Origin of the sequence: Halorussus salinus (genome assembly GCF_004765815.2) — an archaeon.
In the GTDB taxonomy this organism is placed as follows: Archaea; Halobacteriota; Halobacteria; order Halobacteriales; family Haladaptataceae; genus Halorussus; species Halorussus salinus.
Genome location: NZ_SBIS02000007.1, coordinates 345,829 through 367,886, shown reverse-complemented (window position 1 = coordinate 367,886; position 22,058 = coordinate 345,829). Strand labels below are relative to the sequence as shown.

The 22,058-nt window shown below is 67.9% G+C and carries 24 protein-coding genes; 20 read left to right on the top strand and 4 right to left on the bottom strand.

Annotated features, from left to right (window positions below; genetic code table 11):
* Window positions 1–50 precede the first annotated feature (50 nt).
* The 6 genes from EPL00_RS15395 (at window position 51) to EPL00_RS15380 (ending at window position 3,408) form a co-directional block, all read left to right on the top strand.
* Window positions 51–188, top strand: coding sequence for a hypothetical protein (locus EPL00_RS15395; RefSeq protein WP_162224243.1), 138 nt, complete (start codon window positions 51–53; stop codon window positions 186–188).
* 95 nt (window positions 189–283) lie between these two features.
* Complete coding sequence (locus EPL00_RS24095) at window positions 284–409, top strand: hypothetical protein (RefSeq protein WP_274381004.1); 126 nt, start codon at window positions 284–286, stop codon at window positions 407–409.
* Between the two features lie 87 nt (window positions 410–496).
* Window positions 497–622 (top strand): hypothetical protein, encoded by a 126-nt coding sequence (locus EPL00_RS24090; RefSeq protein WP_274381003.1) that lies wholly within the window; start codon window positions 497–499, stop codon window positions 620–622.
* Between the two features lie 87 nt (window positions 623–709).
* Complete coding sequence (locus EPL00_RS15390) at window positions 710–856, top strand: hypothetical protein (RefSeq protein WP_162224242.1); 147 nt, start codon at window positions 710–712, stop codon at window positions 854–856.
* Window positions 857–1,054: 198 nt separating this feature from the next.
* A complete protein-coding gene (locus EPL00_RS15385; protein WP_162224241.1) occupies window positions 1,055–2,152 on the top strand; it encodes a TOMM precursor leader peptide-binding protein in 1,098 nt (365 codons plus the stop codon).
* Window positions 2,149–3,408: a YcaO-like family protein gene (locus EPL00_RS15380; RefSeq protein WP_135853543.1), complete on the top strand. Its 1,260-nt coding sequence runs from the start codon at window positions 2,149–2,151 to the stop codon at window positions 3,406–3,408. Before EPL00_RS15385 ends, EPL00_RS15380 begins: the two co-directional genes overlap by 4 nt.
* A 4-nt stretch (window positions 3,409–3,412) precedes the next feature.
* On the opposite strand, the gene EPL00_RS15375 is transcribed toward EPL00_RS15380, so the two are convergent.
* The gene (locus tag EPL00_RS15375; RefSeq protein ID WP_162224240.1) at window positions 3,413–4,048 is read right to left on the bottom strand and encodes a CPBP family intramembrane glutamic endopeptidase; all 636 of its coding nucleotides are present in this window, start codon (window positions 4,046–4,048) and stop codon (window positions 3,413–3,415) included.
* A 139-nt stretch (window positions 4,049–4,187) separates the two neighbouring features.
* Here EPL00_RS15375 and EPL00_RS15370 point away from each other — a divergent pair, with 139 nt between their 5' ends.
* Entirely contained in the window at window positions 4,188–5,486 is a 1,299-nt protein-coding gene (locus tag EPL00_RS15370; RefSeq protein WP_135853545.1) for an amidohydrolase, read from the top strand.
* Between the two features lie 207 nt (window positions 5,487–5,693).
* Entirely contained in the window at window positions 5,694–6,794 is a 1,101-nt protein-coding gene (locus EPL00_RS15365; RefSeq protein WP_202932658.1) for a hypothetical protein, read from the top strand.
* A 259-nt stretch (window positions 6,795–7,053) separates the two neighbouring features.
* Here EPL00_RS15365 and EPL00_RS15360 read toward each other — a convergent pair whose 3' ends face one another.
* On the bottom strand, window positions 7,054–7,770 hold the full coding sequence (locus EPL00_RS15360) for a TOBE domain-containing protein (protein WP_135853546.1): 717 nt from the start codon (window positions 7,768–7,770) through the stop codon (window positions 7,054–7,056).
* Window positions 7,771–7,836: 66 nt separating this feature from the next.
* Here EPL00_RS15360 and EPL00_RS15355 point away from each other — a divergent pair, with 66 nt between their 5' ends.
* From EPL00_RS15355 to EPL00_RS15305, 10 genes are all read left to right on the top strand, one after another.
* On the top strand, window positions 7,837–8,916 hold the full coding sequence (locus EPL00_RS15355; protein WP_135853547.1) for a substrate-binding domain-containing protein: 1,080 nt from the start codon (window positions 7,837–7,839) through the stop codon (window positions 8,914–8,916).
* Window positions 8,917–8,920: 4 nt separating this feature from the next.
* Window positions 8,921–9,973: an ABC transporter permease gene (locus EPL00_RS15350; protein WP_135853548.1), complete on the top strand. Its 1,053-nt coding sequence runs from the start codon at window positions 8,921–8,923 to the stop codon at window positions 9,971–9,973.
* Between the two features lie 28 nt (window positions 9,974–10,001).
* Complete coding sequence (locus tag EPL00_RS15345; RefSeq protein WP_238398216.1) at window positions 10,002–11,033, top strand: ABC transporter ATP-binding protein; 1,032 nt, start codon at window positions 10,002–10,004, stop codon at window positions 11,031–11,033.
* 136 nt (window positions 11,034–11,169) lie between these two features.
* Window positions 11,170–12,981, top strand: a complete 1,812-nt coding sequence (locus tag EPL00_RS15340) for an LEA type 2 family protein (protein ID WP_135853549.1) — start codon at window positions 11,170–11,172, stop codon at window positions 12,979–12,981.
* A 79-nt stretch (window positions 12,982–13,060) separates the two neighbouring features.
* Entirely contained in the window at window positions 13,061–13,504 is a 444-nt protein-coding gene (locus EPL00_RS15335) for a GNAT family N-acetyltransferase (protein ID WP_135853550.1), read from the top strand.
* Between the two features lie 428 nt (window positions 13,505–13,932).
* A complete protein-coding gene (locus EPL00_RS15330) occupies window positions 13,933–14,403 on the top strand; it encodes a DUF7384 family protein (protein ID WP_135853551.1) in 471 nt (156 codons plus the stop codon).
* 129 nt (window positions 14,404–14,532) lie between these two features.
* Window positions 14,533–14,814 (top strand): hypothetical protein, encoded by a 282-nt coding sequence (locus EPL00_RS15325; RefSeq protein WP_135853552.1) that lies wholly within the window; start codon window positions 14,533–14,535, stop codon window positions 14,812–14,814.
* A gap of 225 nt (window positions 14,815–15,039) precedes the next feature.
* On the top strand, window positions 15,040–16,323 hold the full coding sequence (locus EPL00_RS15320; RefSeq protein ID WP_135853553.1) for an adenosylhomocysteinase: 1,284 nt from the start codon (window positions 15,040–15,042) through the stop codon (window positions 16,321–16,323).
* A gap of 218 nt (window positions 16,324–16,541) precedes the next feature.
* The gene (locus tag EPL00_RS23600; protein WP_202932657.1) at window positions 16,542–17,699 is read left to right on the top strand and encodes a hypothetical protein; all 1,158 of its coding nucleotides are present in this window, start codon (window positions 16,542–16,544) and stop codon (window positions 17,697–17,699) included.
* Between the two features lie 126 nt (window positions 17,700–17,825).
* Window positions 17,826–18,794 carry an alpha/beta fold hydrolase gene (locus tag EPL00_RS15305; RefSeq protein WP_162224238.1) on the top strand — a complete coding sequence of 323 codons (969 nt, stop codon included), beginning with the start codon at window positions 17,826–17,828 and terminating at the stop codon, window positions 18,792–18,794.
* Window positions 18,795–18,805: 11 nt separating this feature from the next.
* Here the strand turns inward: EPL00_RS15305 and EPL00_RS15300 are convergent, their stop codons facing one another.
* Entirely contained in the window at window positions 18,806–19,651 is an 846-nt protein-coding gene (locus EPL00_RS15300; RefSeq protein ID WP_238398215.1) for a formate/nitrite transporter family protein, read from the bottom strand.
* 164 nt (window positions 19,652–19,815) lie between these two features.
* On the opposite strand from EPL00_RS15300, the gene hjc reads away from it, so the two are divergent.
* Window positions 19,816–20,310, top strand: a complete 495-nt coding sequence (gene hjc / locus EPL00_RS15295) for a Holliday junction resolvase Hjc (protein WP_135853555.1) — start codon at window positions 19,816–19,818, stop codon at window positions 20,308–20,310.
* Window positions 20,311–20,610: 300 nt separating this feature from the next.
* Here hjc and EPL00_RS15290 read toward each other — a convergent pair whose 3' ends face one another.
* The gene (locus EPL00_RS15290) at window positions 20,611–21,306 is read right to left on the bottom strand and encodes an SWIM zinc finger family protein (RefSeq protein ID WP_135853556.1); all 696 of its coding nucleotides are present in this window, start codon (window positions 21,304–21,306) and stop codon (window positions 20,611–20,613) included.
* A gap of 494 nt (window positions 21,307–21,800) precedes the next feature.
* On the opposite strand from EPL00_RS15290, the gene EPL00_RS15285 reads away from it, so the two are divergent.
* On the top strand, window positions 21,801–22,001 hold the full coding sequence (locus EPL00_RS15285) for a DUF7472 family protein (protein ID WP_135853557.1): 201 nt from the start codon (window positions 21,801–21,803) through the stop codon (window positions 21,999–22,001).
* Window positions 22,002–22,058: the final 57 nt, after the last annotated feature.

Below are 22,058 nucleotides of genomic sequence, written 5' to 3'. Positions count from 1 at the left end.
CTACATAATCTACTACAGAAAATATAAGTAAGAAAAGCTCGTTCGTGAGTATGGAGGCCATTACCATGGAACTCACTACCGAAACCGACGAAACGACCGAGGAGATGAACGGCGGCTGTTCCGGCACGGACTACCCCATCTGGGGCTACGAGTGTCAGTCCCTGTCGGCTATCGTGCCCGACTTCTGAACGCAGTCGTCTGACTGTCGCAGTTTTCCCGAACAGACCTAAACGATTAAATTTAAATATATTTGGGGGGTATGTTGCCATTGGTGTTAGTTACAATGGAACATGATACCACGTCAGACGAGACCACCGAAGAAATGAACGCTGGCTGTGGCGGTGCCCCATACTACCCCGACGCCTGCATTCCGCCGCAGTACTACGACTTGTTCGCCAAATTCTTCTGAGACGGCGCACTCGACCGCGATAATTTCGTTTTGCATCAGTAAAATTTAAGTCAAAGCCGTAGCTACGTGCTTGTGGTGTTAGTTACAATGGAACACGATACCACATCGGACGAGACGACCGAGGAGATGAACGCTGGCTGTGGCGGCGGCAACCCCTACTACCCCGACGCTTGCATTCCCCCGGAGTACAACCTATTCGCCAAATTCTTCTGAAGCGGCGCACCCGACCGCGATAATTCCGTTTTCTATCAGTAAAATTTAAATCAAAGCCGAAGCTACGTGTTCGTGGTGTTAGTTACAATGGAACACGATACCACATCGGACGAGACGACCGAGGAGATGAACGCGGGTTGCGGTGGCGGCGGCGGTACCTCGCCGTATCCCGGTGGTCCGTACCTCCCCAACTGCCTCGTGGCGTCGTTCGACTCGCTCCAGCGGTTCCTGTAACCGGCGACCCCGTTTCGACCGACTTCCGTCGCGCCGACCGAATTCGCGAGTCGGCCCCGCGGCGACTGGCGCGACGTGCAACGTCCGTTTTTCCCGCACCGAGTACTCGGAACGGAAGCTACTTTTCGGATGCCTCCCCACGTTCAGCAAACCGCATCAGACGCCGAACGAAACGCGACTCCGAGACTCCGACCAGCCATGAATCCCATCGAACGACTCGAACGCGACGTTCCGAAGCCGACAGTTCACTCCTCGTTCACGCCCGTCGAAGTGTCGCCCGACGAGGTGCAGTTCCGCGTCGGCCCGTGGAGCGGGCCGGTCTACACCATCGCCGACGACGACGGCGACGGCGAGGTGCGCCGACTCGTCCGCGCACTCGACGGCGAGACGCCGGTCCGCGATATCCTCGCCGACTTCGAGGGCGAGACGCGAACGCAGGTCGTCTCGATACTCTCGGCGCTCGCCGAGAAGGGCGTCCTCGCGTCGGGCCAAAAGGGGAACGAGGAGGCACACGAGAGCGCGACCGAGAGCCGGACATCGGACGAGTTGGACCGCTACGGGAGGGTACGCGCGTCGCTCTCCGACGAGGACCTCGCCGCGGCACGCCAGCGGGACGTGGCGGTCGTCGGCGGCGGGACCACGGCCGACCTCGTGGCCGAGAACCTGCGCGGGATGGGCGTGGACCCCGCGACCGTCGCGCCCGACGAGCGCGACCTGCTCTCGGAAGTCGTCGCGTCGGCCGACTTGCTCGTCTGCGCGCTCGACCGACCGCGGCCGGGTCTCCTCGGGGCCGTGAACCGGCAGGCCCACGACGCCGGGACGCGGTGGCTGGTCGGTCAGATTCACGGTCTCGACGGACTGGTCGGGCCGACCGTCGTGCCGGGTGAGACCGCCTGTTACTCGTGTTTCCGCGAGCGCATGCTGGCGAACGTCGAGTTCCGGACCGACGCCTACGCCGACGAGTTCCCCGCGAACTCCTCGGGGATGGGGCTGGCACCGCTCGCCCAAATCGTCGCGGGCTACCTCACCCTCGACGCCGCGCACCTGCTGGTCGGCAACGCCGGATTCACCGCCGGAAGCGTCCTCCACTTCGACTTCTTCGACTTCGGCGTCGAGTCCAACGAGGTCCTGAAACGCCCGCGGTGCGAGGTCTGCGGGCGGGACCGCGACGCGCCACAGCGATACGTCACCGTCGAGCAGTTGCTCGCCGAGCGAGAGAGCGACGCGCGACGGGAAGGCGGCGACGAGCGACGAGAGGCCAGCCAGAAGCGACGAGAGGAGACCCCCGACCGATGAGACTCGAAGACGAGTCCGGCCCGCTCCCCGGAGCTATGCAACGACTCGCGGGCAAGCGGACCGGTCTCGTGCCCGAGTTGTCGGTCAACCGCCGGAGTCGCGGCACGTCCGACGTGGTGTTGAGCCAACCGCGCGAGTCGGGCATCGACGCGCTCGTGGACGCCGACGCCGATGTGGCGCTCCAAGCCGCGGGCAAGGGCCGGACCCGCGCCGAGAGTTTCGCCTCCGCGGTCGGCGAGGTGGTCGAACGCTACTGCCTCTGTTGGCCCGGCGAGACGACCGAGGCGACCCACCGCGAACTCCGCGAGGAGGGCCGGGAAGTCGTCGCGCTCGATGCGCTCGACCTCTACGGGGACCGCCTCCTCGCGGCGATGGGTGCCGACCCGATAACCGCCGAGACGGACCTCCGATGGACTCGGGGTACGAACCTCCTGACCGGCGACGAGACGTTCGTCCCCGCCCAACTGGTCTACCTCGGACTCGCCGACCGGACGCCCGCGCTCCCGACGACCACCAACGGCGCGGCCTGCGGGGAGTCGCTGGCGGACGCGCTCGTCGGGTCCATCTGTGAGGTGGTCGAACGCGACGCCTTCATGCGGACGTGGCTCCGACAGGAGACGCCAGACCGCGTGGACCTCTCGGCGTTCCCCGACATCGCCGCCGAGAAGGCCGAGGAGTTCGACACCGACTTCGCCACTTTCGAACTGCTGGCGCTCGACGGGGCCGTCGAGATTCCGACAGTCGGGTGCGCCGTCGTGGACTCGCGGGACCGCACCCCGAAGTTCGCAATCTGTGCGAGTGCGGCCCCCGACCCCGCGGACGCGCTCGCCGACGCGCTCGTGGAGGGCGCGCAGGTCCGGGCCTACGCGAAGGAACTCGCCGCGCGCTACCGCGGTCGGGACCTCGACGCCGGGCGACTCGACACGTTCGACGACGCGCTCTACTACTACTCGCAGACCGAGCAGTTCGAGGAGGTCTCGTTCTTCCTCGACGGCGACGAGGCGTCGCTCGAATCGAAACGCACCGATGCCACGCAATCCGACGAGTTCGACGCCCTCCTCGACGCGCTCGACGCCGCCGACGTGACGCCGATTGCCGTGGACGTGACGACTCGCGACGTGGCCGCGGCGGGACTCCGCGTGACGAAGGTGGTCGTGCCCGAACTGGTCCCGCTCACCCCGCCCGCGCTCGTCCCGACCGAGCATCCCGCCTTCGACGGCGAGGAGGTCGCGCGCAAGCCCCACCCGTTCCCGTGAGAGGCTATCCGGAAACTCCTGCGACGCGGTCGCGGACCTCGCTCGTCCAGCAGACGAACGCGACGTTGTAGCCGACGTGGGCCAACACGGGCGCGACGAGCGACCCGGTGGCCAGCAGACACCCCGCGTAGACGACGCCGTCGAAGGTCTTGAACGCGACCTCGTGTTTGCCGAACGAGAGGTGGTTCGCGCCGAACCCGAGCGCCGAGACGGCGACGAACGCGACGCCCGCCGGCCCCTCGGTCCCGATTGCGACCGCGAGCGCGCCCCGATAGAGGACCTCCTCGGCGGCCCCGCCGACCAGCGTCGGCCAGACGAGCGCGAACTTCGTGCCGCCGGGGTCGGGGTCCGCGATGGCCCGCCAGAGCGCGTTGTCGAGCGCGTAGAGGCCGAGTCCGGCGACGAACGCCGCGGCGAGGACGGGAGAGCGCGGGACCGCGATTTCGGGCCGAACCGCCAGCAGGTACGCGATTGCGAGTCCCGAAACGAACACGGTGTACTTGTACATCACGTAGCTCCGCGGGTCGCCGAGCGCCTCGCTGACCGCGCCGAGCGCGCGGTTCGCCACTTGGAAGTACGGCACCTTCAGGAACGGGACGAGGAGGGCGACGACCGCCCAGAGCGCCGCGGAGTCGAGCATCGTTCGAGCCATTCGGGCGCTTGGATTTAGCTGTTCGGGGTTCGGACGCGAACTCCTCGGCGAGCGACGAGTACCGATTTCGAGTCGAACCGTGGCCGAACCCGATGGATTGACACGCCGGGCGGGAGAAGACGCTGGCATGACGACACTCCGAATCGCGGGCGGGCGGGTTCTGCGCCCCGACGCGACCGTCGAGCGCGCCGACGTACTGGTAGACTCCGAGTCCGGAACGATTACTGCGGTCGGCGACCCCGACGAGGTTCCGGAGGGCGACGAGACGCTTTCCGCGGAGGACGGTCTCGTGATGCCGGGGCTGGTCAACGCCCACACCCACGCCGCGATGACGCTCCTGCGGGGCTACGCCGACGACAAGGAACTCGACGCGTGGTTGCAGGAGGACATCTGGCCGGTCGAGGCCGAACTGACCCCCGAGGACGTGCGCGCCGGGACCGACCTCGGTCTGCTGGAGATGATTCGCTCCGGAACCACGGCGTTCGCGGATATGTACTTCCACGAGGAGGAAGTCGTGGACGCGGTAGAGGACGCCGGACTCCGCGCCCGGTTGGGCTACGGCATCGTCACGGTCGGCAAGGACGAGGAGGGCGCACGCGACGACTGCGAGCAGAGCCTCGAAGTCGCCAAGCAGTTCGACGGCGCGGCGGCCGGGCGCGTGGAGACGGCGCTCATGCCCCACAGTCTGACGACCGTCGGCGAGGAGTACCTCCGCGAGTACGTCTCGCAGGCCCGCGAGGAGGGAATTCCGCTCCACTACCACGCCAACGAGACCGAAGACGAGGTGGACCCGATAGTCGATGAGTCGGGCGAGCGCCCCCTCGAATACGCCCGCGAGTTGGACATGACCGGCCCCTCGGACTTCGTGGCCCACGGCGTCCACCTCGACGGGGCGGAAATCGACCTGCTCGCCGAGACGGGCACGAGCGTCGTCCACTGCCCGGCGTCGAACATGAAACTCGCCAGCGGGATGGCTCCGGTCCAGCAGTTGCTCGACGCGGGCGTGACGGTCGGCCTCGGCACCGACGGCGCGGCCTCGAACAACGACTTGGACCTGTTCGACGAGATGCGCGACGCCGCGATGGTCGGCAAGTTGGCCGCCAACGACGCCAGCGCGGTTCCCGCCGAGAGCGTCGTCCGGATGGCGACCGAGGGGAGCGCGTCGGCGCTCGGGTTCGACAGCGGCCGCGTCGAGGAGGGCGCGAACGCCGACCTCGCGGTCGTGGACTTGGACGCCCCGCACCTGACGCCCCACCACGACCTCGTGAGCCATCTGGTCTACGCGGCCCGCGGGTCGGACGTGCGCCACACGCTCTGTGACGGCGCGGTCCTGATGCGCGACCGCGAAGTCCTGACGATGGACGCCGACGACGTACAGGAACGCGCCGAAGAGCGCGCCGCGGCGGCCGTCGAGCGCGCGGAGTAACGACTCGACGCTGGAGCTACCGGAATTCCGAGCGTATTCGGCCGACTCCGCTCGGGAAACGTGACCTTGAACGATTCCGTTGAACGATAAGAACGATTTTTAAACTTTACTGGCGTCTCTGAGGCTTTCTATCGCCTCGGTTGAACTGCGAAAACAGAATGGACGACGGGCGGGGTTTAATCTCTCATTTCCCAAAGAGACGAGTGCATGATATCGACGAAACGAACCGTCGCGGTCGCCCTCGCGGGACTCCTCGTCCTGTCGAGCCTTGCGACCGCGGGAGCGGCGAGTACTGCGGCGGCGAACGAGACCAGCGATTCGCTCACCCTCTCGGTCGAACAGCACGGCGACGACGGCGCGACCGTGACGGTGACCGCGAACGGGTCGGCAGTCGCGAACGCGAGCGTGACGGTCGGCGTCGCCGACGAGAACGTCACGTACGCGGGAGCAGGCGACTACGCGACCGACGAGAACGGGACGGTCGCCCTCCCGGAACCCGACGAGAACGTGACCGTCGCGGTGACGGCCGAGGAGGGCAACGCGACCGGTTCGACGACGGCCACGCTCACGACCGACGCCGACGACGAACTCCTTGAAGGCTCGCTCGCGGTCGCCGTGGACCGGACCGACGACGGTGCCACGGTGACGGTCACGCACGACGACTCGGCGGTCGCCGACGCCTCCGTCACGGTCGCGGTCACCGACGAGAACGTGACCTACGAGGGCGCTGGCACCTACGCCACCGACGAGAACGGCACGCTGGCCCTGCCCGCACCGGACGAGAACGTGACCGTCGAGGTCACCGCCGAGAAGGGTAACGCGACCGGTACCGCGACGGCCACGCTTACCGCGAGCGAGGGCGACGACGAGGACGACGAGCAGTCGTTCGGCGACCTCGTCTCGTCGTTCGTCAACGAGATGCTGGACGCGGGCGACGACGGCGGCCCCATCGGACAGGTCGTCTCGGAGTTCGTGACCGAGAACAACCCCGGTAACGCCGACGAGAAGCGCCCCGACCACGCCGGAAAGCCCGACGACGCGGGCAAGTCCGGTGAGAAGGGCAAGCCCGACGACGCAGGGAAGTCCGGCGACAAAGGCAAACCCGACCACGCCGGTCCCCACGGCGAAGACGACACCGAGAACAGCACCGACGACGACAACTCGGGCGGACCGCCCGAACACGCCGGAAACGACAAGCACGACGACGAGAACTCCGACGAGGAAGACGACTCTGAGGAGAACGAGGAGGAAGACGACGACTCGAAGAAGGGCGAGAAGGGGAACAACGGCAAGGGGAACGGAAAGTAATCCGACCGGACCATCGCTGACGGCTCACCGCCGCTGACGACCCTATCGGCGGTTCATCTCCGACCACCTCCTCGGCGCTTCGCTTTCGGCGACCGATTTCGTGACGTGCGGTTTCGCCGACGCTCTCTCCTGACATTCGACTCGGATGCGTCCCTCGTGACTGCGTTCCGGTCGTAGCGCAGTTTCGACGCGCCACGGAATTGTTTAGGGTTCTTTAGCGTTGGTTCAGATGTCTGTGAGAACTGTATTCCTGTTTCAGTTACTCCCGTGGACTCGCCCGCGTCGCGGTCGCTTTGAACGACGCGACCACGGCCGACTCCTCGTCCAAGCCCAACTTCTCGACGCTGGACATCGTGACCAGCGCCGCGAGGGTCGCGTCGGCGTCCACGTCCACGAGGAGTCGCGCGACCTCCTCCCCGGCGTCGATGGCGGCGACCGTCCCCGAGAAGCGATTCCGCGCGCTGGTGGCCGCCGCGGCCGGGGCGTCGTCGGGCGCGTGGAGCGTCACCGCGTCGGCCCGGACAGCGACCTGCACGGTCTCGGGGTCGGCGTCCGGGGACTCCTCGACCTCGGACTCGACTGGCGGCGCGAGCGCGCGGACGCGCCCCGCCGGGGTCTCGACGGTGGCCAATTCGCCGTCGCGGGCGACGACCTCGCCGTCGAAGACGGTCTCCTCGACCTCGGCGGTGCCGGTGAACTCCGCGCGCAACCGCTCGAATCTGGCCAACAGGTCGCGGGCCTCGTCGGTGAGTCGAGAGCCGCCGCCGCCCGACCCGCCGCGCTGGCGGACCACCAGCGGGCCGAGCGCGTCTTCGAGCGCGGTCAGTCGCTTGTGAGCGCGGGAGTACGACCGTCCGAGCGCGTCGGCCGCTCGGTTGAGCGACTCCTCGTCGTCCACCGCCCGCAGGAGGGCGGCGTCGCTGGCGTCGAACTCCACCTCGCCAGCCCGGAGGTGGGCCTCGAATCCGGCGTCCATGCCCCGACCCAGAGCGCGAGCGGGCAAAACCGTTATGTCCGGGGCGAGAGAACCGGGGTTGTGTCTATGAGGGAACAACGCTCCCGGAGAGACCTGCTGAAGGCGACCGGTGCGCTCGGAATCGCCGGACTCGCAGGCTGTACGGGCGGGGAATCGGGCGGACAGGGGACGACCGAGACCACGACGGACGCCGAGGAGACCACGGCCGACGGCGGGACGACCGGCGAGGAGGGCACGACGCCCTCGTCGGACTCGATGACCATCTTCCACGCGGGCAGTCTCGCGCCGCCGTTCGGCGCGGCCGAGCAGGGCTTCGAAGACGAGTACGGCGTCGATGTCCAGCGGGAGGCCAAGGGGTCGGTCGCCTCGACGAAAAAAATCACGACCCAAGGCCGGAGCGCCGACGTGCTGGGCGTCTCGGACTTCCGGCTCATCCGGGACATGCTCCTCGACGAGTACGGCAGTTGGTACGCCGTCTTCGCCACGAACGCGATGTCGCTCCAGTACCGCGAGGACTCGCCCGGCGCGGACGAAATCGGCCCGGACAACTGGTGGGAAGTTCTCTCGCGCGACGACGTGACTATCGGCCACAGCGACCCGGCGGTGGACCCCGGCGGCTATCGGGCGGTCATGTCGATGCAGTTGGGCAAGGAGAAGATGGACGGCCAGCGACTCTACGACCAGCAGACCTACCAGCAGATTCGGGACAACATGACCGTCCCGACCGGGACCGAGACCAAACTGGAGGGCCAACTCAAGTCCGGAAAACTCGACTACGCGCTCTACTACCGCTCCATCGCCTCCCAGTCGGGACTCCCCTACGTGGACCTCCAACCCCATGTGGACCTCTCGAAACTGAACCAAAAGTACGCCAGCCACTACGAGAAGGCCGAGGTCGAGGCGGGCGGGAACACGTACGTCGGCGCGCCCATCGCCTACGGCATCACCGTCCCGAGCGTCGCCGAGGCCCCCGTCAGGGGTGCCCAGTGGGTCGAGTACATGACGACCGAGCCGGGCCGGAAGGCGCTGAAGAGCAAGGGCCTGATTCCCAAGGAACCGGCGGTCGTCACGGAAGACGGCGACGTGCCCGACCGTGTGGCGAGACACGCGGAAGCAAAGACTTCAGTGGGGCCGCTCGAACTGTAGACCCGTGAGTACAGACACGGAGACGGGGAGCGAGGCCCACACGTCCCGAGGAGCGACCTCCTCGGCCGCCGGACTTCGCGGCCGCGTCGGCACCGGAACCGCGATTCTGGCGGTCGTCTCGGTCCAACTCGTCGCGTTCGCGGCCGCCTTGGCGGTCGGCTACCCCGGCGCGTACGCCGGGTTCGCGGTCCTCTCGGCGGCGGGACTCGCGGTCGCCCGCGACCGAGGCACCTTCGGCGTCCTCGCGGCGACGCTCGGCACCGTCCTGCTGGTCGCGCTCGGACTCCCGCTGTTGATGATGGTCGCGCGCCAGAACCCCGCCACGGTCGCGGAGATGGCCGCCGACCCCGGCGTCCAGCAGGCGCTGTACCTCTCGGTGTACGCGCCCCTCCTCGCCGCGGTCGCCAGCGTCGCGCTCGGGGTTCCGCTCGCGCTCGTCCTCGCTCGCGGCTTTCCCGGACAGGAACTGGTCGAGAGTCTGGTAGACCTCCCGCTGGTGGTCCCCCACAGCGTCGCCGGTCTCGCAATCCTGTTCGGCTTCGGGAAGGGCGGCGCGTTCGGCGGCGTGCAGTTCACGATTCCCGTCATCGAGTTCACGTTCACATTCACCGTCCTCCAGACGATGCTCGGGATGGTGCTGGCGATGACGTTCGTCTCCGCGCCGTTCGCCGTGAACGCGGCCCGCGAGGCGTTCGAGTCGGTGCCGACCCGCGTCGAGTGGGCCGCCCGGACCCTCGGCGCGAACCGCTTCGAGACGTTCCGGCGCGTCACCGCCCCGCTGGCGTGGCGCGGCGTCCTGACCGGAGGAGTGCTGGCGTGGGCGCGGGCGGTCTCGGAGTTCGGCGCGGTCGCCATCGTCGCCTACAGCGTGGACTTCTTCTACCTGCCCGAGGGCGAGACCGCGAGCGCCCAGCACGCGCCCGTCTTCATCTACAACACCTATCTCTCGTCGGGTCTCGAACAGTCGGGCGCGGTGGCGGTCCTCCTGCTCGCGCTCTCGGCGCTCATCTTCCTGCTCGTGCGGACGGTGGCGTACGACGACGGAGGGTGGCCATGAAGCGACCAGCCAACGGAGGGTGGCCCTGATGTTGGAAATCGACGTGTCTGCGACGTTCACCGCCGAGGGTGCCGACCGGTTCCGCGTCGCGGCCGACCTCTCGGTCGCCGACGGCGAGACGCTGGTCGTCCTCGGGCCGAGCGGGTCGGGCAAGAGCCTCCTGCTGGAGACCGTCGCGGGGTTCCACGACCACGAGGGCCGGGTCGCGCTGTCGGGCCGCGAGTTGACCGACGAACCGCCCGAGGAGCGCGGCCTCGGATTCGTCTTTCAGGACTACGCGCTGTTCCCCCACATGTCGGTCCGGGAGAACGTCGCCTTCGGCGGGAAGTACCACGACACCCGCGACCCCGACGAGTTGTTGGCGGAGTTCGGGGTGGCCGACCTCGCCGACCGCTACCCGCCGACGCTCTCGGGCGGGGAGTCCCAGCGGGTCGCGCTGGCCCGCGCGCTGGCGGTCCGGCCCGACGCCTTCCTGCTGGACGAACCGCTCTCGGCGCTCGACGTGCCGACCCGCCAGACGCTCCGGGAGGTCCTCGCGGACGCGCTGGCCGACGAGACGGCGATGTACGTCACGCACAACCGGACCACCGCGCGGGCCATCGCCGACCGCGTGGCGGTCATCCGCGACGGGGCCATCGTCCAGACCGGGAGTAGCGAGGAGATATTCGAGCGGCCCTCCTCGCCCTTCGTCGCGCGGTTCACGGGCGCGAACTGTCTCGAACTCGACGCGGGCGACCTCGCGGTTCCCGGCGGCGAGCGGTTGGAGTTCGGCGGTGAGGGCGAGGGCGAAGTGCAGGCGGGCGACGCGACTCACCTCGCGGTCCGGCCCGAACACGTCGAACTCGACCCCGAGGAGTCCGACTTCGCGGCCCCCGTCGAGCGGGTCGTCCGCGAGGACGGCCGGGACCGAATCGCGCTCGACGTGGCGGGCCAGCGACTCGACGCCTACGCGGCCGGAGCGTCGGCCGACGGCGGGTTCGGAACCGATGGGGCGACGGCGGACGAGACGGTCGCGGTCGCGCTCCCCCGCGACCGCGTGACCGTGCTGTCGGACGAATGACTGCCCTGATGTCCGACGAGTAACCGCTCTACTGTCGGACGGCTAATCTTTCTGCCGCGAGAGTGCGAGAAAACTACTTACGGAAGCATTTGAAACCCCTTCGCATGGCACGCGAACAGCGAAGCGGGGTGGTGCGGTGAGCATCGTGAGCGGCACGCTCGGGAAGGTCGCGGCGGTCCTCGCGGTCGGTCTGGTGGTCTCGGCCGCGGGAGTCGGCGCGGCCCTCTCGACGGGCGTCGTCAGCCTCCAGTCGCCGACCGTCGAGTCGATAGACAACGAGTGGGGCGAGATATCGGCGGAGCGGACCGGCATCGACACGACGGTCGTCGTGGACAACCCGAACGGCGTCGGCGTCCCCGGCGTCGTCGGCGTCTCCTACGACGTGTCGATGAACGACGTGCGGATGGCCTCGGGGAAGACGGGCGGCGTCTCGCTGTCGCCCGGCCGCAACGAGGTGACTCTCCGGACCCACATCGACAACGAGAAGATTCCGGCGTGGTGGGCCAGCCACATCAACAACGGCGAGGAGACCACGCTCTCGGTCGAACCGTCGGTGAAGGCGGCGCTCCTCTCGCGGGCCCTGCCCGCGCAGAACCGGACCTTCGAGACCGACATGCTCTCGTCGTTCGAGCAGGAGTCGGGCCAGTCGGTCGAGGTGAACGGTCGGACCCTCCTCGCGGTCGAGGAGACCAGCGCCTCGTGGGGCGAGGCGACTCACAACGAGACTCCTCTGCGGTTCAGCGGGACGGTCCGCAACCCCAACGGCGCGCCCGTCGAGTTCTCGAAAATCGGCTACGAGGTCTCGATGAACGACGTGACGGTCGCGGACGGGACGACGAGCGAGTCGGTCGAAATCGCGCCGAACTCGATCGGAACGGTGCAAATCGACGCGGCGCTCGACAACCGAAAACTGGACGAGTGGTGGGTCAGCCACCTCCGGAACGACGAGACGACGCGGCTGAACGTCTCGGTGTTCGCGGTCGCCGAGACCGACTCGGGCACCGAGCGCGTCCCGCTCCCGTTCCTGAGCCAGCGGGTGGTCTTCGAGACCGACATCTTGGCGGGCGGGCAGGCGACGACCCGCACCGTCGATTCCGCGGGCGAGTTCGGCTTCGAACCGCCGCGGGTCGGGTCGGTCGAGCGCGACTGGTCGGCGACCTATTCGGGAACCGAGTTCTCGACGCGCGTCGTCGTGGAGAACCCGAACGCCGCGGACTCGGCGCTCGGCGAGGTCGGTCTCGACGCGACCTACCGCGTCGCGCTCAACGACGTGACGCTGGTCGAGGACGGCACGCAGACGACTCTCGGGCCGGGGGAGAACGAACTCGAATTCTCGGGCGAAGTGAGCGACCGCACCATCAAGCGGTGGTGGATAAGCCACGTCGAGAACGGCGAGGAGACCCGACTCACGACCGCGGGCGGTGCGAGCGCGGACCTCGGGTTCGCCGCGCTTCCGGTGCCGCTCCCCGGCGAGAACCGGACGTTCGAGACCGACATGCTCGCGGGCTTCTCGGAGACCGACCAGCCGGTCTCGGTCCGCGGGCGGACGGTCGCCAGACTCCACGACATGAACTCGACGTGGGGCGACGCGACGATGGACCGGACCCCGATGGATATCTCCGGGGACGTGACCAACGAGCGGAGTCGCCCGCTGACGGTGAAGTCGTTCGGCTACGAAGTGCGGGCCAACGACGTGGTGCTGGCCGACGACGAGACGCGGGTCGGCACGACGATTCCGGGGAAGGCGACCCGGCGCATCGAGACGACGGGCCACCTCGACAACGACCGGATTCCCGCGTGGTGGGTCAGCCACCTGAACCGGGGCGAGCGGACCGACCTGTCGGTGTCGTACTACGTCGTGGTGGAGTACGCCGGGACCGAGTTCACCGTCGAGTTGGACTCGATGAGTTACACCGACACCATCGAGACGAACGCTTTCGGCGCGTAAGTCGTCCTCGCGGATTTCTTTGGGACAGTTTCGCAAACGACCGGTAGCGATTTACTCGCCGACCGACAGGTTCGACGCGATGACCGACGTGCGCGACCTGACGCCCGAGGAGGCCCCGGAACTGACCGCGCTCTACGCCGAGTACGAGTGGTGGGAAGACCGCGAGGTCGAGGAGGTCCGCGGGGTGCTCGTCGAGACGGAAGTCGCCGTGGGCGCGTGGGACGGCGAGCGACTGGTCGCCGCGGCGCGCGTCCTGACGGACTACCGCTACTACGCGAACGTCTTCGACGTAGTGGTCGCCGCCGACCGCCGGGGCGAGGGACTTGGCGAGGCGGTGATGGACGCGCTCACCGACCACCCCGACTTGCAGTCGGTGCCGGGCCTCTCGCTCCTCTGTCGGGAGGGGTTGGTCCCGTTCTACGAGTCGGTCGGCTTCGAGTCGTTCGGCCCCGAGTTCGAGGTGCCGGAGGGCGGCACGGAGGAACTCGTCCGGATGACCTACGCCCACGACGACGAATCGTGAGGGCGGGACTCCTCGGATTCAGTAACACGAGCCACGAGGATGCGCTCGGTGACACGAACTACAGTTTGGGTGGACTGAAAGGGGCCGCGCGCTCGCGTTCAGTGTAGTCGTCTCAGCACGGCCACTATTCCGGGCGCGCAGAACTGCGCGCCCGGAATATCCTGCTGAGCGACCGCGAGCGCGCGGGGGCTTTCTACAACCGTCTTCTCGTCACCCTCGGTGAGAGCTATTTCCAGACCCAACAGTTCACAGTTCACAGTTCACGACAGCCAACTCGAAGGAGTCGAGCAGACTTTTCACCGCGCGACTCCCATCTCCGAGCATGCACTGGGGCGACCTCTTCGAGCGCGCCGAGGAGTACCGGACCGACGCGACGACGATACGCGAGACGCTGGCCGACCGCCGGGCGGCCGACGAGGAGGACGCGGATGCCTGAGACGAACCCGGCTCGAATCGTCGCGGACGCCGACGTGCTGGCCGCCGACCTTCTCGTCGGCGGGGCTGCCCGCGAGGCGATGGACGCGATTCGGAGCCACTCGTGGGTCGAGTTGGTCGCCAGCGACGACCTCCTCGACGACGCCGAAGCCGTGATTCGGTCGCTCGGGGACGCCGACCTCGCGGCGGCGTGGCGCGAGCGAATCGAGGAGTTGCGCGTCGAAGTCGAACACCCGCCGAGCGACCACCCGGCGCTGGCGAGCGCCTACCGGGGGCAGGCCGCCCACATTCTGAGCTACGACGACGACCTCCGGAGCGCCGAGGCGAGCGCGACCTTCGGCTCGCGGCTGAACACCAGCGTCAAGACGCCCGAGGGGTTCGCCGCGCTGTTCGACCCCGCATCGCTCTACGAGGCCGTCGAGGGCGGCGAGTACCCCGGCCCGGACCGGGACCCCCGAGAGTAGCGCCGGGCGCGGCGAGCGCCAAACGACAGCATTTTTACAGAACTCGATTCCGGTAACGCCGACTACAAAAATATTATTCAGATTACACTTTAGGGGTCGGCACTCCAATCTACACGTGAGGAAAGACCGATGAAACTGAACGCGAAACTCCGGCGGGTCACGCCTTCGACCCGCGCTCGACGCGGTCGCATCGCCGCGGGACTGACCCGGTTCACGTTCCCCGCCGCTACCCTGTTGGCGTTCGTCGTCGCGGCGGTGGCCACGGGCGCGGCGTTCGCCACCGCGGCGGACCTCGTGTCGCTTACGCTCCCGGTCCTGCTGGTCGCGTGGGTCGCCGCCATCGGCGCGACGTTCGCCCTGCCGCTGGTGGTCGTTCGCGTCGTGGTCGCCCTCCTCGAACGGTATCAGTAGGAGAGCGACGGGAACGGAACCGGACCGAACGCGACGAGGAGTCGATTCCGGGCGCGAGGTCGAACCGACCCCGACGACGACGAACCGACTTCGACCGACGACGAACGAACTCCGACCGACGACGAACCGATTCCGCCCGACGACCGACGGACGCCCAAATCCGGCCGCTCGGTCGTCGCGGTGGCCTTCGGTACCGTTTTGGGCGCGGTGGCCCATTGCTCGGGTATGGCAGAGTATCCGACGATAAGCGAGCAGGTCGAGGACGTAGACGCCGCTCGCACCGAGGGCCACCGCAAGATGGACTGGGCGCGCGAACACATGCCGATTCTGACCGCGATGCAGGCGGACTTCGAGGCAAACCAACCGTTCGCGGGCCAGCGCATCGGCATGGCGATGCACGTCGAGGCCAAGACCGCCGTGCTGGTCGAAACCCTCGCCGAGGGCGGCGCGGAGGTCGCTATCACCGGCTGTAACCCCCTCTCGACACACGACGACGTGAGCGCCGCCTTGGACGAACACCCGAACATCACCTCCTACGCCAAGCGCGAGGTGGACGACGACGAGTACTACGCGGCCATCGAGGCGGTCATCTCCCACGAACCGACCATCACCGTGGACGACGGCATGGACCTCGTGGCGGCCATCCACGAGGACTATCCGGAACTCATCGACTCCATCGTCGGCGGGGCCGAGGAGACCACCACGGGCGTCCACCGACTGCGCGCGATGGACGAGGACGGCGCGCTCGACTACCCCGTCTTCGCGGTGAACGACACGCCGATGAAGCGCCTGTTCGACAACGTCCACGGCACCGGCGAGTCCTCGCTGGCGAACATCGCCATGACCACGAACCTCTCGTGGGCGGGCAAGAACGTCGTCGTCGCGGGCTACGGCGACTGCGGCCGCGGCGTCGCCAAGAAGGCCTCGGGCCAGAACGCGAACGTCATCGTGACCGAGGTCGAACCCCGCCGCGCGCTGGAGGCGCACATGGAGGGCTACGACGTGATGCCGATGGCCGAGGCCGCCGAGGTCGGTGACGTGTTCCTCACCACGACCGGGAACAAGAACGTCGTCACCGAAGACCACTTCGAGAAGATGCAGGACGGCGTCCTGCTGGCGAACGCGGGCCACTTCGACGTGGAGGTCAACCTCGACCAACTCTCGGACCTCGCCGTGAGCGAGCGCGAGGCCCGCGACGGCGTTCGGGAGTACGAGATGGAAGACGGCCGCCGTCTGAACGTCCTCGCGGAAGGCCGACTCGTCAACCTCGCGTCGCCCATCGCGCTGGGCCACCCCGTCGAGGTCATGGACCAGAGCTTCGGCGTGCAGGCCGCCGTCGTCCGCGAACTGGTCGAGAGCGGCGAGGAGTACGACGCTGGCGTCCACGAGGTGCCCGACGAACTGGACCGCGAAATCGCCGAAATCAAGCTGGACGCGGAAGGCGTCGAGTACGACGACCTGACCGACGAGCAGGCCGAGTACATGGATAGCTGGCAGCACGGGACGTAGACACAAGCTATCACTACTTCACCAAGCTTTTTAGTCTAAAATGACTATATAGATGTGGGCGGTTCGGAGGACGATGATCTCTCCGTGAAGAGGTATGAGACCTCCTCACTCCGCCGGGCCTCGAAACCGGTTTCCTCGCCGTCTTCGATACTCGTAGTCGTTCCGCCCGCGGGCGATTCCCAACAAACATTTACCCCTTCGATTCGACGCTCCGTCTCGTGCAACGCCGCCAAGTCCTCCACACGAGCGCGGCGACGCTCGGCGCGACCGTCGGTCTCGCCGGGTGTCTGTCGAGTTCGAGCGACGACCAGCAGACGCGACGACGGGAAACAGAGCGACCGACCGACCGAACCGACGACGTGGAAGCCGATGCCGTCGAGACGACGCCCGAGGAGCGCGACGAGACGGACGAAACCGACGAGACCGAGACGCCCGCGGACCTGACCGCGCCTCCTCGGGAGTCGGCCGTCTTCGCGGCCGTCGAGGCGAGTGAGGCGGAACTCCGCGTCGCCTTCGAGTCGAACCCGGTAGTGGAGTCGCTGACCGAGCAGGGCGCGACGACCACCGCGAGCGCGAACGCCACTCGGACCGCGACGACCGCGAACGCGACGGCCACCGGGACGACGAGCGGGACCGCGACTGCGACGACGAACGAGACCGCGACGGCGAACCGGACGACCGGTTCCGACACCGCGGCCTCCTCGCTCGGGAGCATCGGCGACTCGCTGGCCGCACTCCTCCCGGTCGGCGTCGCGGCCGGGCGTCCCGGCAGAGGAGGCAGCGGCCGCGGCGGACGGAGCGGTGGCAGTGGCAGCGGGAGCGGCGGTAGCGGAAGCGGGAGCGGTGGTAGCGGATGGGGCGGAAGCGGCGGGTCGAAGTCCGGAAGCGGCGGCGGGTCCAAGAGCGGGAAGTCCGGGAGCGGCGGTAGCAGTGGCGGGTCCAAGAGCGGAAGCAGTGGCGGCCGCAAGCCCAGCCCCGGCAAGCGCGGGAGCGGCGAGAGTCCCACTCGCGGGCGGAACGGCCGACGCAAGTGGCGCGGCGGGAGCTACGCCGCGTGGCACGACCGCCACGGCCACCGGGTCCGGGACTACGACGCCCGCGTGGTCGGGTGCGGCGTCGGCTACCTCGGCGGCCCGGACGCCACCGACGAGGAGCTTCCCGGCGCGGGACCGGTCGAGTGGACCACCCCCTGCGACGGCGACCACGACGAACTGGCCGTCGAGCCGTCCGAACCGGGCTGGTACCGCGTCGGCGCGCGGCTCCGCGGTGCGGACGGTGACCGCGATTTCGGCTGGGAAGCCGTGGACGCGAAACTCGTCGAGGGCGAGGAGGGCTGGCGCATCGACAGCCAGTGGAAGGTCTCGCCGCGGCTCTGAGCAGTTCTCCCGGCGACTCCGAGAGCGTCTTCCCCGCGGCTCCGAGGCCGAGACCGGCGGGTGCAGTGGGTGCGATGGAGACTTGCGGTCGCTAACGCTTTTTCTCCGGAGTCCGTATCCCGGACCGTGACCCTTCAGTACGACTACGAGCCGAGCGAGACGGCGAGACCGTACGTCGATGCCCTCTCGGAAGTCTGTGACCACTACGACGTGGACGCCGAATCGCGGTTCGTGACCCTCCCCGACCCCGCCGGGCGCGTCCACTACCTGACCGCTGGCGAGGGACCGGCGCTCCTCGCGCTCCACGGACTCGGCGCGACCGCGACCTGCTGGCTCCCGATGTTCGACGCGCTGACTGACCGCTTCACCGTCTACGTTCCCGACCGGCCGGGCCGGGGACTCTCGACCGCGGTGGACTACCGCGAGACGGGCTTCCGGGAGTTCGGCGTCGAGTACGTCACGGACTTTCTGGACGCGGTTGGAGTCGAATCGGCCGCCGTGATGGGCAACTCGCTCGGCGGGTTCCAGTCGCTCGCGCTCGCGGTTGACCGCCCCGAGCGCGTCGAACGGCTCTGTGCCATCGGCGCGCCCGCCGGACTCTCGCGGGACATCCCTGCGCTCTTCCGACTCTTCGACCTGCCCGGCGTCGGTCGGTGGCTCTTCGACTACTTCGAGACCGAGACGGTGCCGGAGTCCCGCGCGGAGTTCCGGCGCATCAACGTCGCGGACGACGCCGCGATTCCCGACGCCTACTTCCGCCCGAGCGTCGTCGGCGAGGGCCTGCCCGGCCAGCGCGAGAGCCTCCTCTCGATGATGGAGACGCTGGGCACGTTCCGCGGGATGAACCCGCAGTTCGACCTCCGCGAGGAGGTCCGCGATATCGACCTCCCGACCCGGTTCGTCTGGGGGACCGAGGACTTCTTCTGGCCGCCGTCGGTCGGTCGGCCGGTCGCGGGTGCGATGGCCAACGCCGACTTCGTGACCCTGCAGGACCACGGCCACATGCCGTGGCTGGAACCGACCGACGACGCCACCGACGCGGCGGTCGAGTTTCTGGCTGGCGAGGTCGGTCCCGAGCGGTCGGGCGGGCGGTAGCTCCCGCGTCGTTATTCGGTCTCGGACTCGGACTCCTCGCCGCCGCGCACCACGTGTCCGTACTTGAGCAGGGCGACGAACACCGACCCGCCGATGGCGTTGCCGACCGTCGCGAGCGCGAGGAATCCGACGTATTGGGCCAGCGAGATGCGCGGCGAGGCCAGCGCCCCCGCCAACACCTCGACGTTGCCCGCGATGGAGTGGGGCAAGTGCGCGAGTCCGATGCTGGTCGTGACCAGCCAGACCACCGCGATGCGCGAGATACTCTCCTTGGCGGCGGTCAGCAACCACGAGAGCAGGCCCATCAGCCACCCGGCGACGACGCCGCCAGCCAGCAGGAGCCACGGCCCGTGGCCCGCGACGTTCGCCGCGATTTCGCCGAACGCCGCGGACTCGGCGATGCCGTAGGCCGGAGCGAAGTACACCATCGAGACGGCGAAGACGCTCCCGCCGAGAATGTTCCCGCCGTAGACCAGCGCCCAGAGCCGGGCCAACTCGCCGAGGCTCGCCCGGCCGTCGAGGAGGGGCAGGCTGGCGCGCGCGGTGTGTTCGGTGAACAGTTCCGACCGGCCGCCGATGACGAAGATGAATCCGAGCGCGTAGGCGTTGGCGACGACGATTCTCGTCAGTGGTTCGCCCCACGTCCCGCCGACCAGCGTGAGGAGGACCGCCATGAACAGCGGGCCGAAGCCGATGTCGAGTCCGGCCGAGACGCCCGAGAGAAACAGCCCGTCGGCCGGGCGTTCGAGTTCCTCCAACCCCTCCTGTATCTCTTGGGCCAGAATCTCCTGCTTGGACTTCTGGCCCTCGCCCGGCGGCTCGGTCTCGATGCGCTGGTCGAGTTCCTCTTTGGCCACGACAGAGTGAGTGGGACTGCCGGACAAAAAGCCGCTGGCCGCCCGCGCGGCCGCGGACGCAGGCGGTCGCCCGGTTCACTTCCACCGCGCTCCCGAGAAACTTAACACGCCGAAGGAAGCAGTACCGACTATGCCAGACACGACGGGTCTCTCGGGGGTGGCCGATGTCCAACGCCAAGGGTGACAGGCGCGAGCGCGAACTCGTCAACCGACTCGACGAGGCCGGGTTCGCGGTCATGCGCGCGCCCGCCAGCGGGAGCGCCACCGAGCGGGAACTCCCGGACGTGCTGGCGGGCGACGGGACGGTCTTCTACGCTATCGAGGCCAAATCGAGTTCTGGCGACCCCATCTACCTGACCGGCGAGGAGGTAGAGGCGCTGGTGTACTTCTCGCAGAACTTCGGCGCGAAGCCCAAAATCGGCGTGCGGTTCGACCGCGAGGACTGGTTCTTCTTCCATCCCGCGGACGTGCATCAGACCGACGGCGGCAACTACCGCGTCAAGAAAGAGACCGCGCTCGAAGACGGCGATGCCCTCGACGCGCTCCGGGAGAGCGACGAGGACGACGACGGAGACGACGGTCACGACATCCGCGACGTGTTGCACGCCGTCGAGCAGGGCGTCCTCTCGCCCGACGAGGCGGCGGCGATGCTGGAGTAGTTTCTCGGTCCGGTCGCTGTGGGACTTCGATACACTCACCAACTGGTATGAAAAGCTATATCAGCAATCGTGACTATTATACCACTGTCGGTGGCGCAGTCGGGTTTCGGTCGAGTGTCTCCCGTGGGCTACGTCACCGACCGTCGCATTGCAACTGACCACACGTTCCGAATTTCGGAGCGTCCAGCGGGGTCCCGCGGCGGTCCGGAGGCGGGGCACGCCATCGGAGGGCCGGACCGCCGCGACCGCTCACTCGTCACGACACCCACTTCTCGGCTCGTCCGTTCGGAACTCGACTCCTCAGACGCTCGCCTCGAAGTCGCCGAGCGCCGACTGGTCCTCGCGCTCGGCCGGGCGGGCCTCCTCGCGCCTGCGAGTGAGTCGGCCTCGCGGGAACGAGTAGCGCCGCAAGTGGTGGGGCTTCATCTCGTCGGAAGCGAGGCCCGCCGGAACCGGGTACATCGCTTCGACCACCACGTCGTCGGGGCGATACGCCTCGTTGGTCGCGTACGCCGCAACCGTGCAGTCGTGGCCGGTAATCTCGACCTCGTCGGCCCGCCGGGGCGTCGTCCGGACGACGACCAGCAGGTCGCCGGTCTCGCGGTCCACGACGGTCTCGCCCGGTTCCAGCCTGCACTCCGGACAGAAGTGCGGGCCGGGTTCGGTCTCGCCCACGAACAGTTCGTCGCCGCAGTTCCGGCACGCGACGGCCTGCTTGCCGGGCGGCGGGACGCGCCCCTCGGTGACCTCAATCGCCACTCGCCGGATGTGCTTGCACCGAACTCCTCGGAAGTTGTGGTCCGGGCAGGTACAGCGCCCGCCCGGCAGGTCCACCGAGTAGGTGTGGCCGCTCTGGCTCTCGACTTCGTAGACGCCGCCGCCGAGCGGCGTGACCGCCATGCGCTCCATCCGGGCGCGCTGGGACCGCAGGTCGGTCACGCCCTCGACGGGCGGGAGCGATGCGCGCGTTCGTTCGGAAGCTGTTGTGTTTGCCATTGGCTTCCCTCTCTGTGTGCGGCCGACCGACGACTACCGAAATCGGCGTCTCAACGTCTCGCCCGCGCTCTGTCGGCCGGTTCCGCGTACGAATAGATAGGGGCTGGACGCTCCTAAGTTTTGCATCTACCAGTACAGCTAGACGTACGTGAGAGGAGTTTAATAGGCCAATAACGTGTAAATTCGAGAAATGAAAGCACGAATTAATCTGGGCCACCGCGCGCTCGATTCGACCACCAGAATTTCAGCGAGCCGACGGCTCGCGCACCAGCAATCGTCCCGCGAGCGAGGAGCGAGACGCGGCGCGAAGCGCCGCGCGACGCGACGAGCGAGCGGACCAAGGGAGGACGAGAGCGAGCGCAGCGAGCGGCGGGACGACCGCCGTGTTTTTGGTCGAGCTTTTGCCAGCGGAGCGGCGCGGCGGAGCCGCGCCGCGAAGCGCAGCAAAAGGTCGTTCCGAAGCCCTTTTGCCGATACCCTCGGAATCGTCGGCCATGGTAGATAAGGAGACGCGCCGCGAGATTCTCGTCGGTGCGGGTTCCGTCGGCGTCTTCATCGCCCTCCTCGTCGGCGTGGGCATGACCTACGGCAACGGCGGACTCACGCAGACGGGCGCGTTGGCGGTCGTGGGCGTCATCGTCTTGTTCGTGCTGTTGATGACTGGTGTCGGTCTCTGGATGTCGCGGCAGTACTGAGTTGGAATCGAGTTCGGCGGTCGCTCGTTCTCTGGTCGTTGGCGGTTTCGGTTTTGA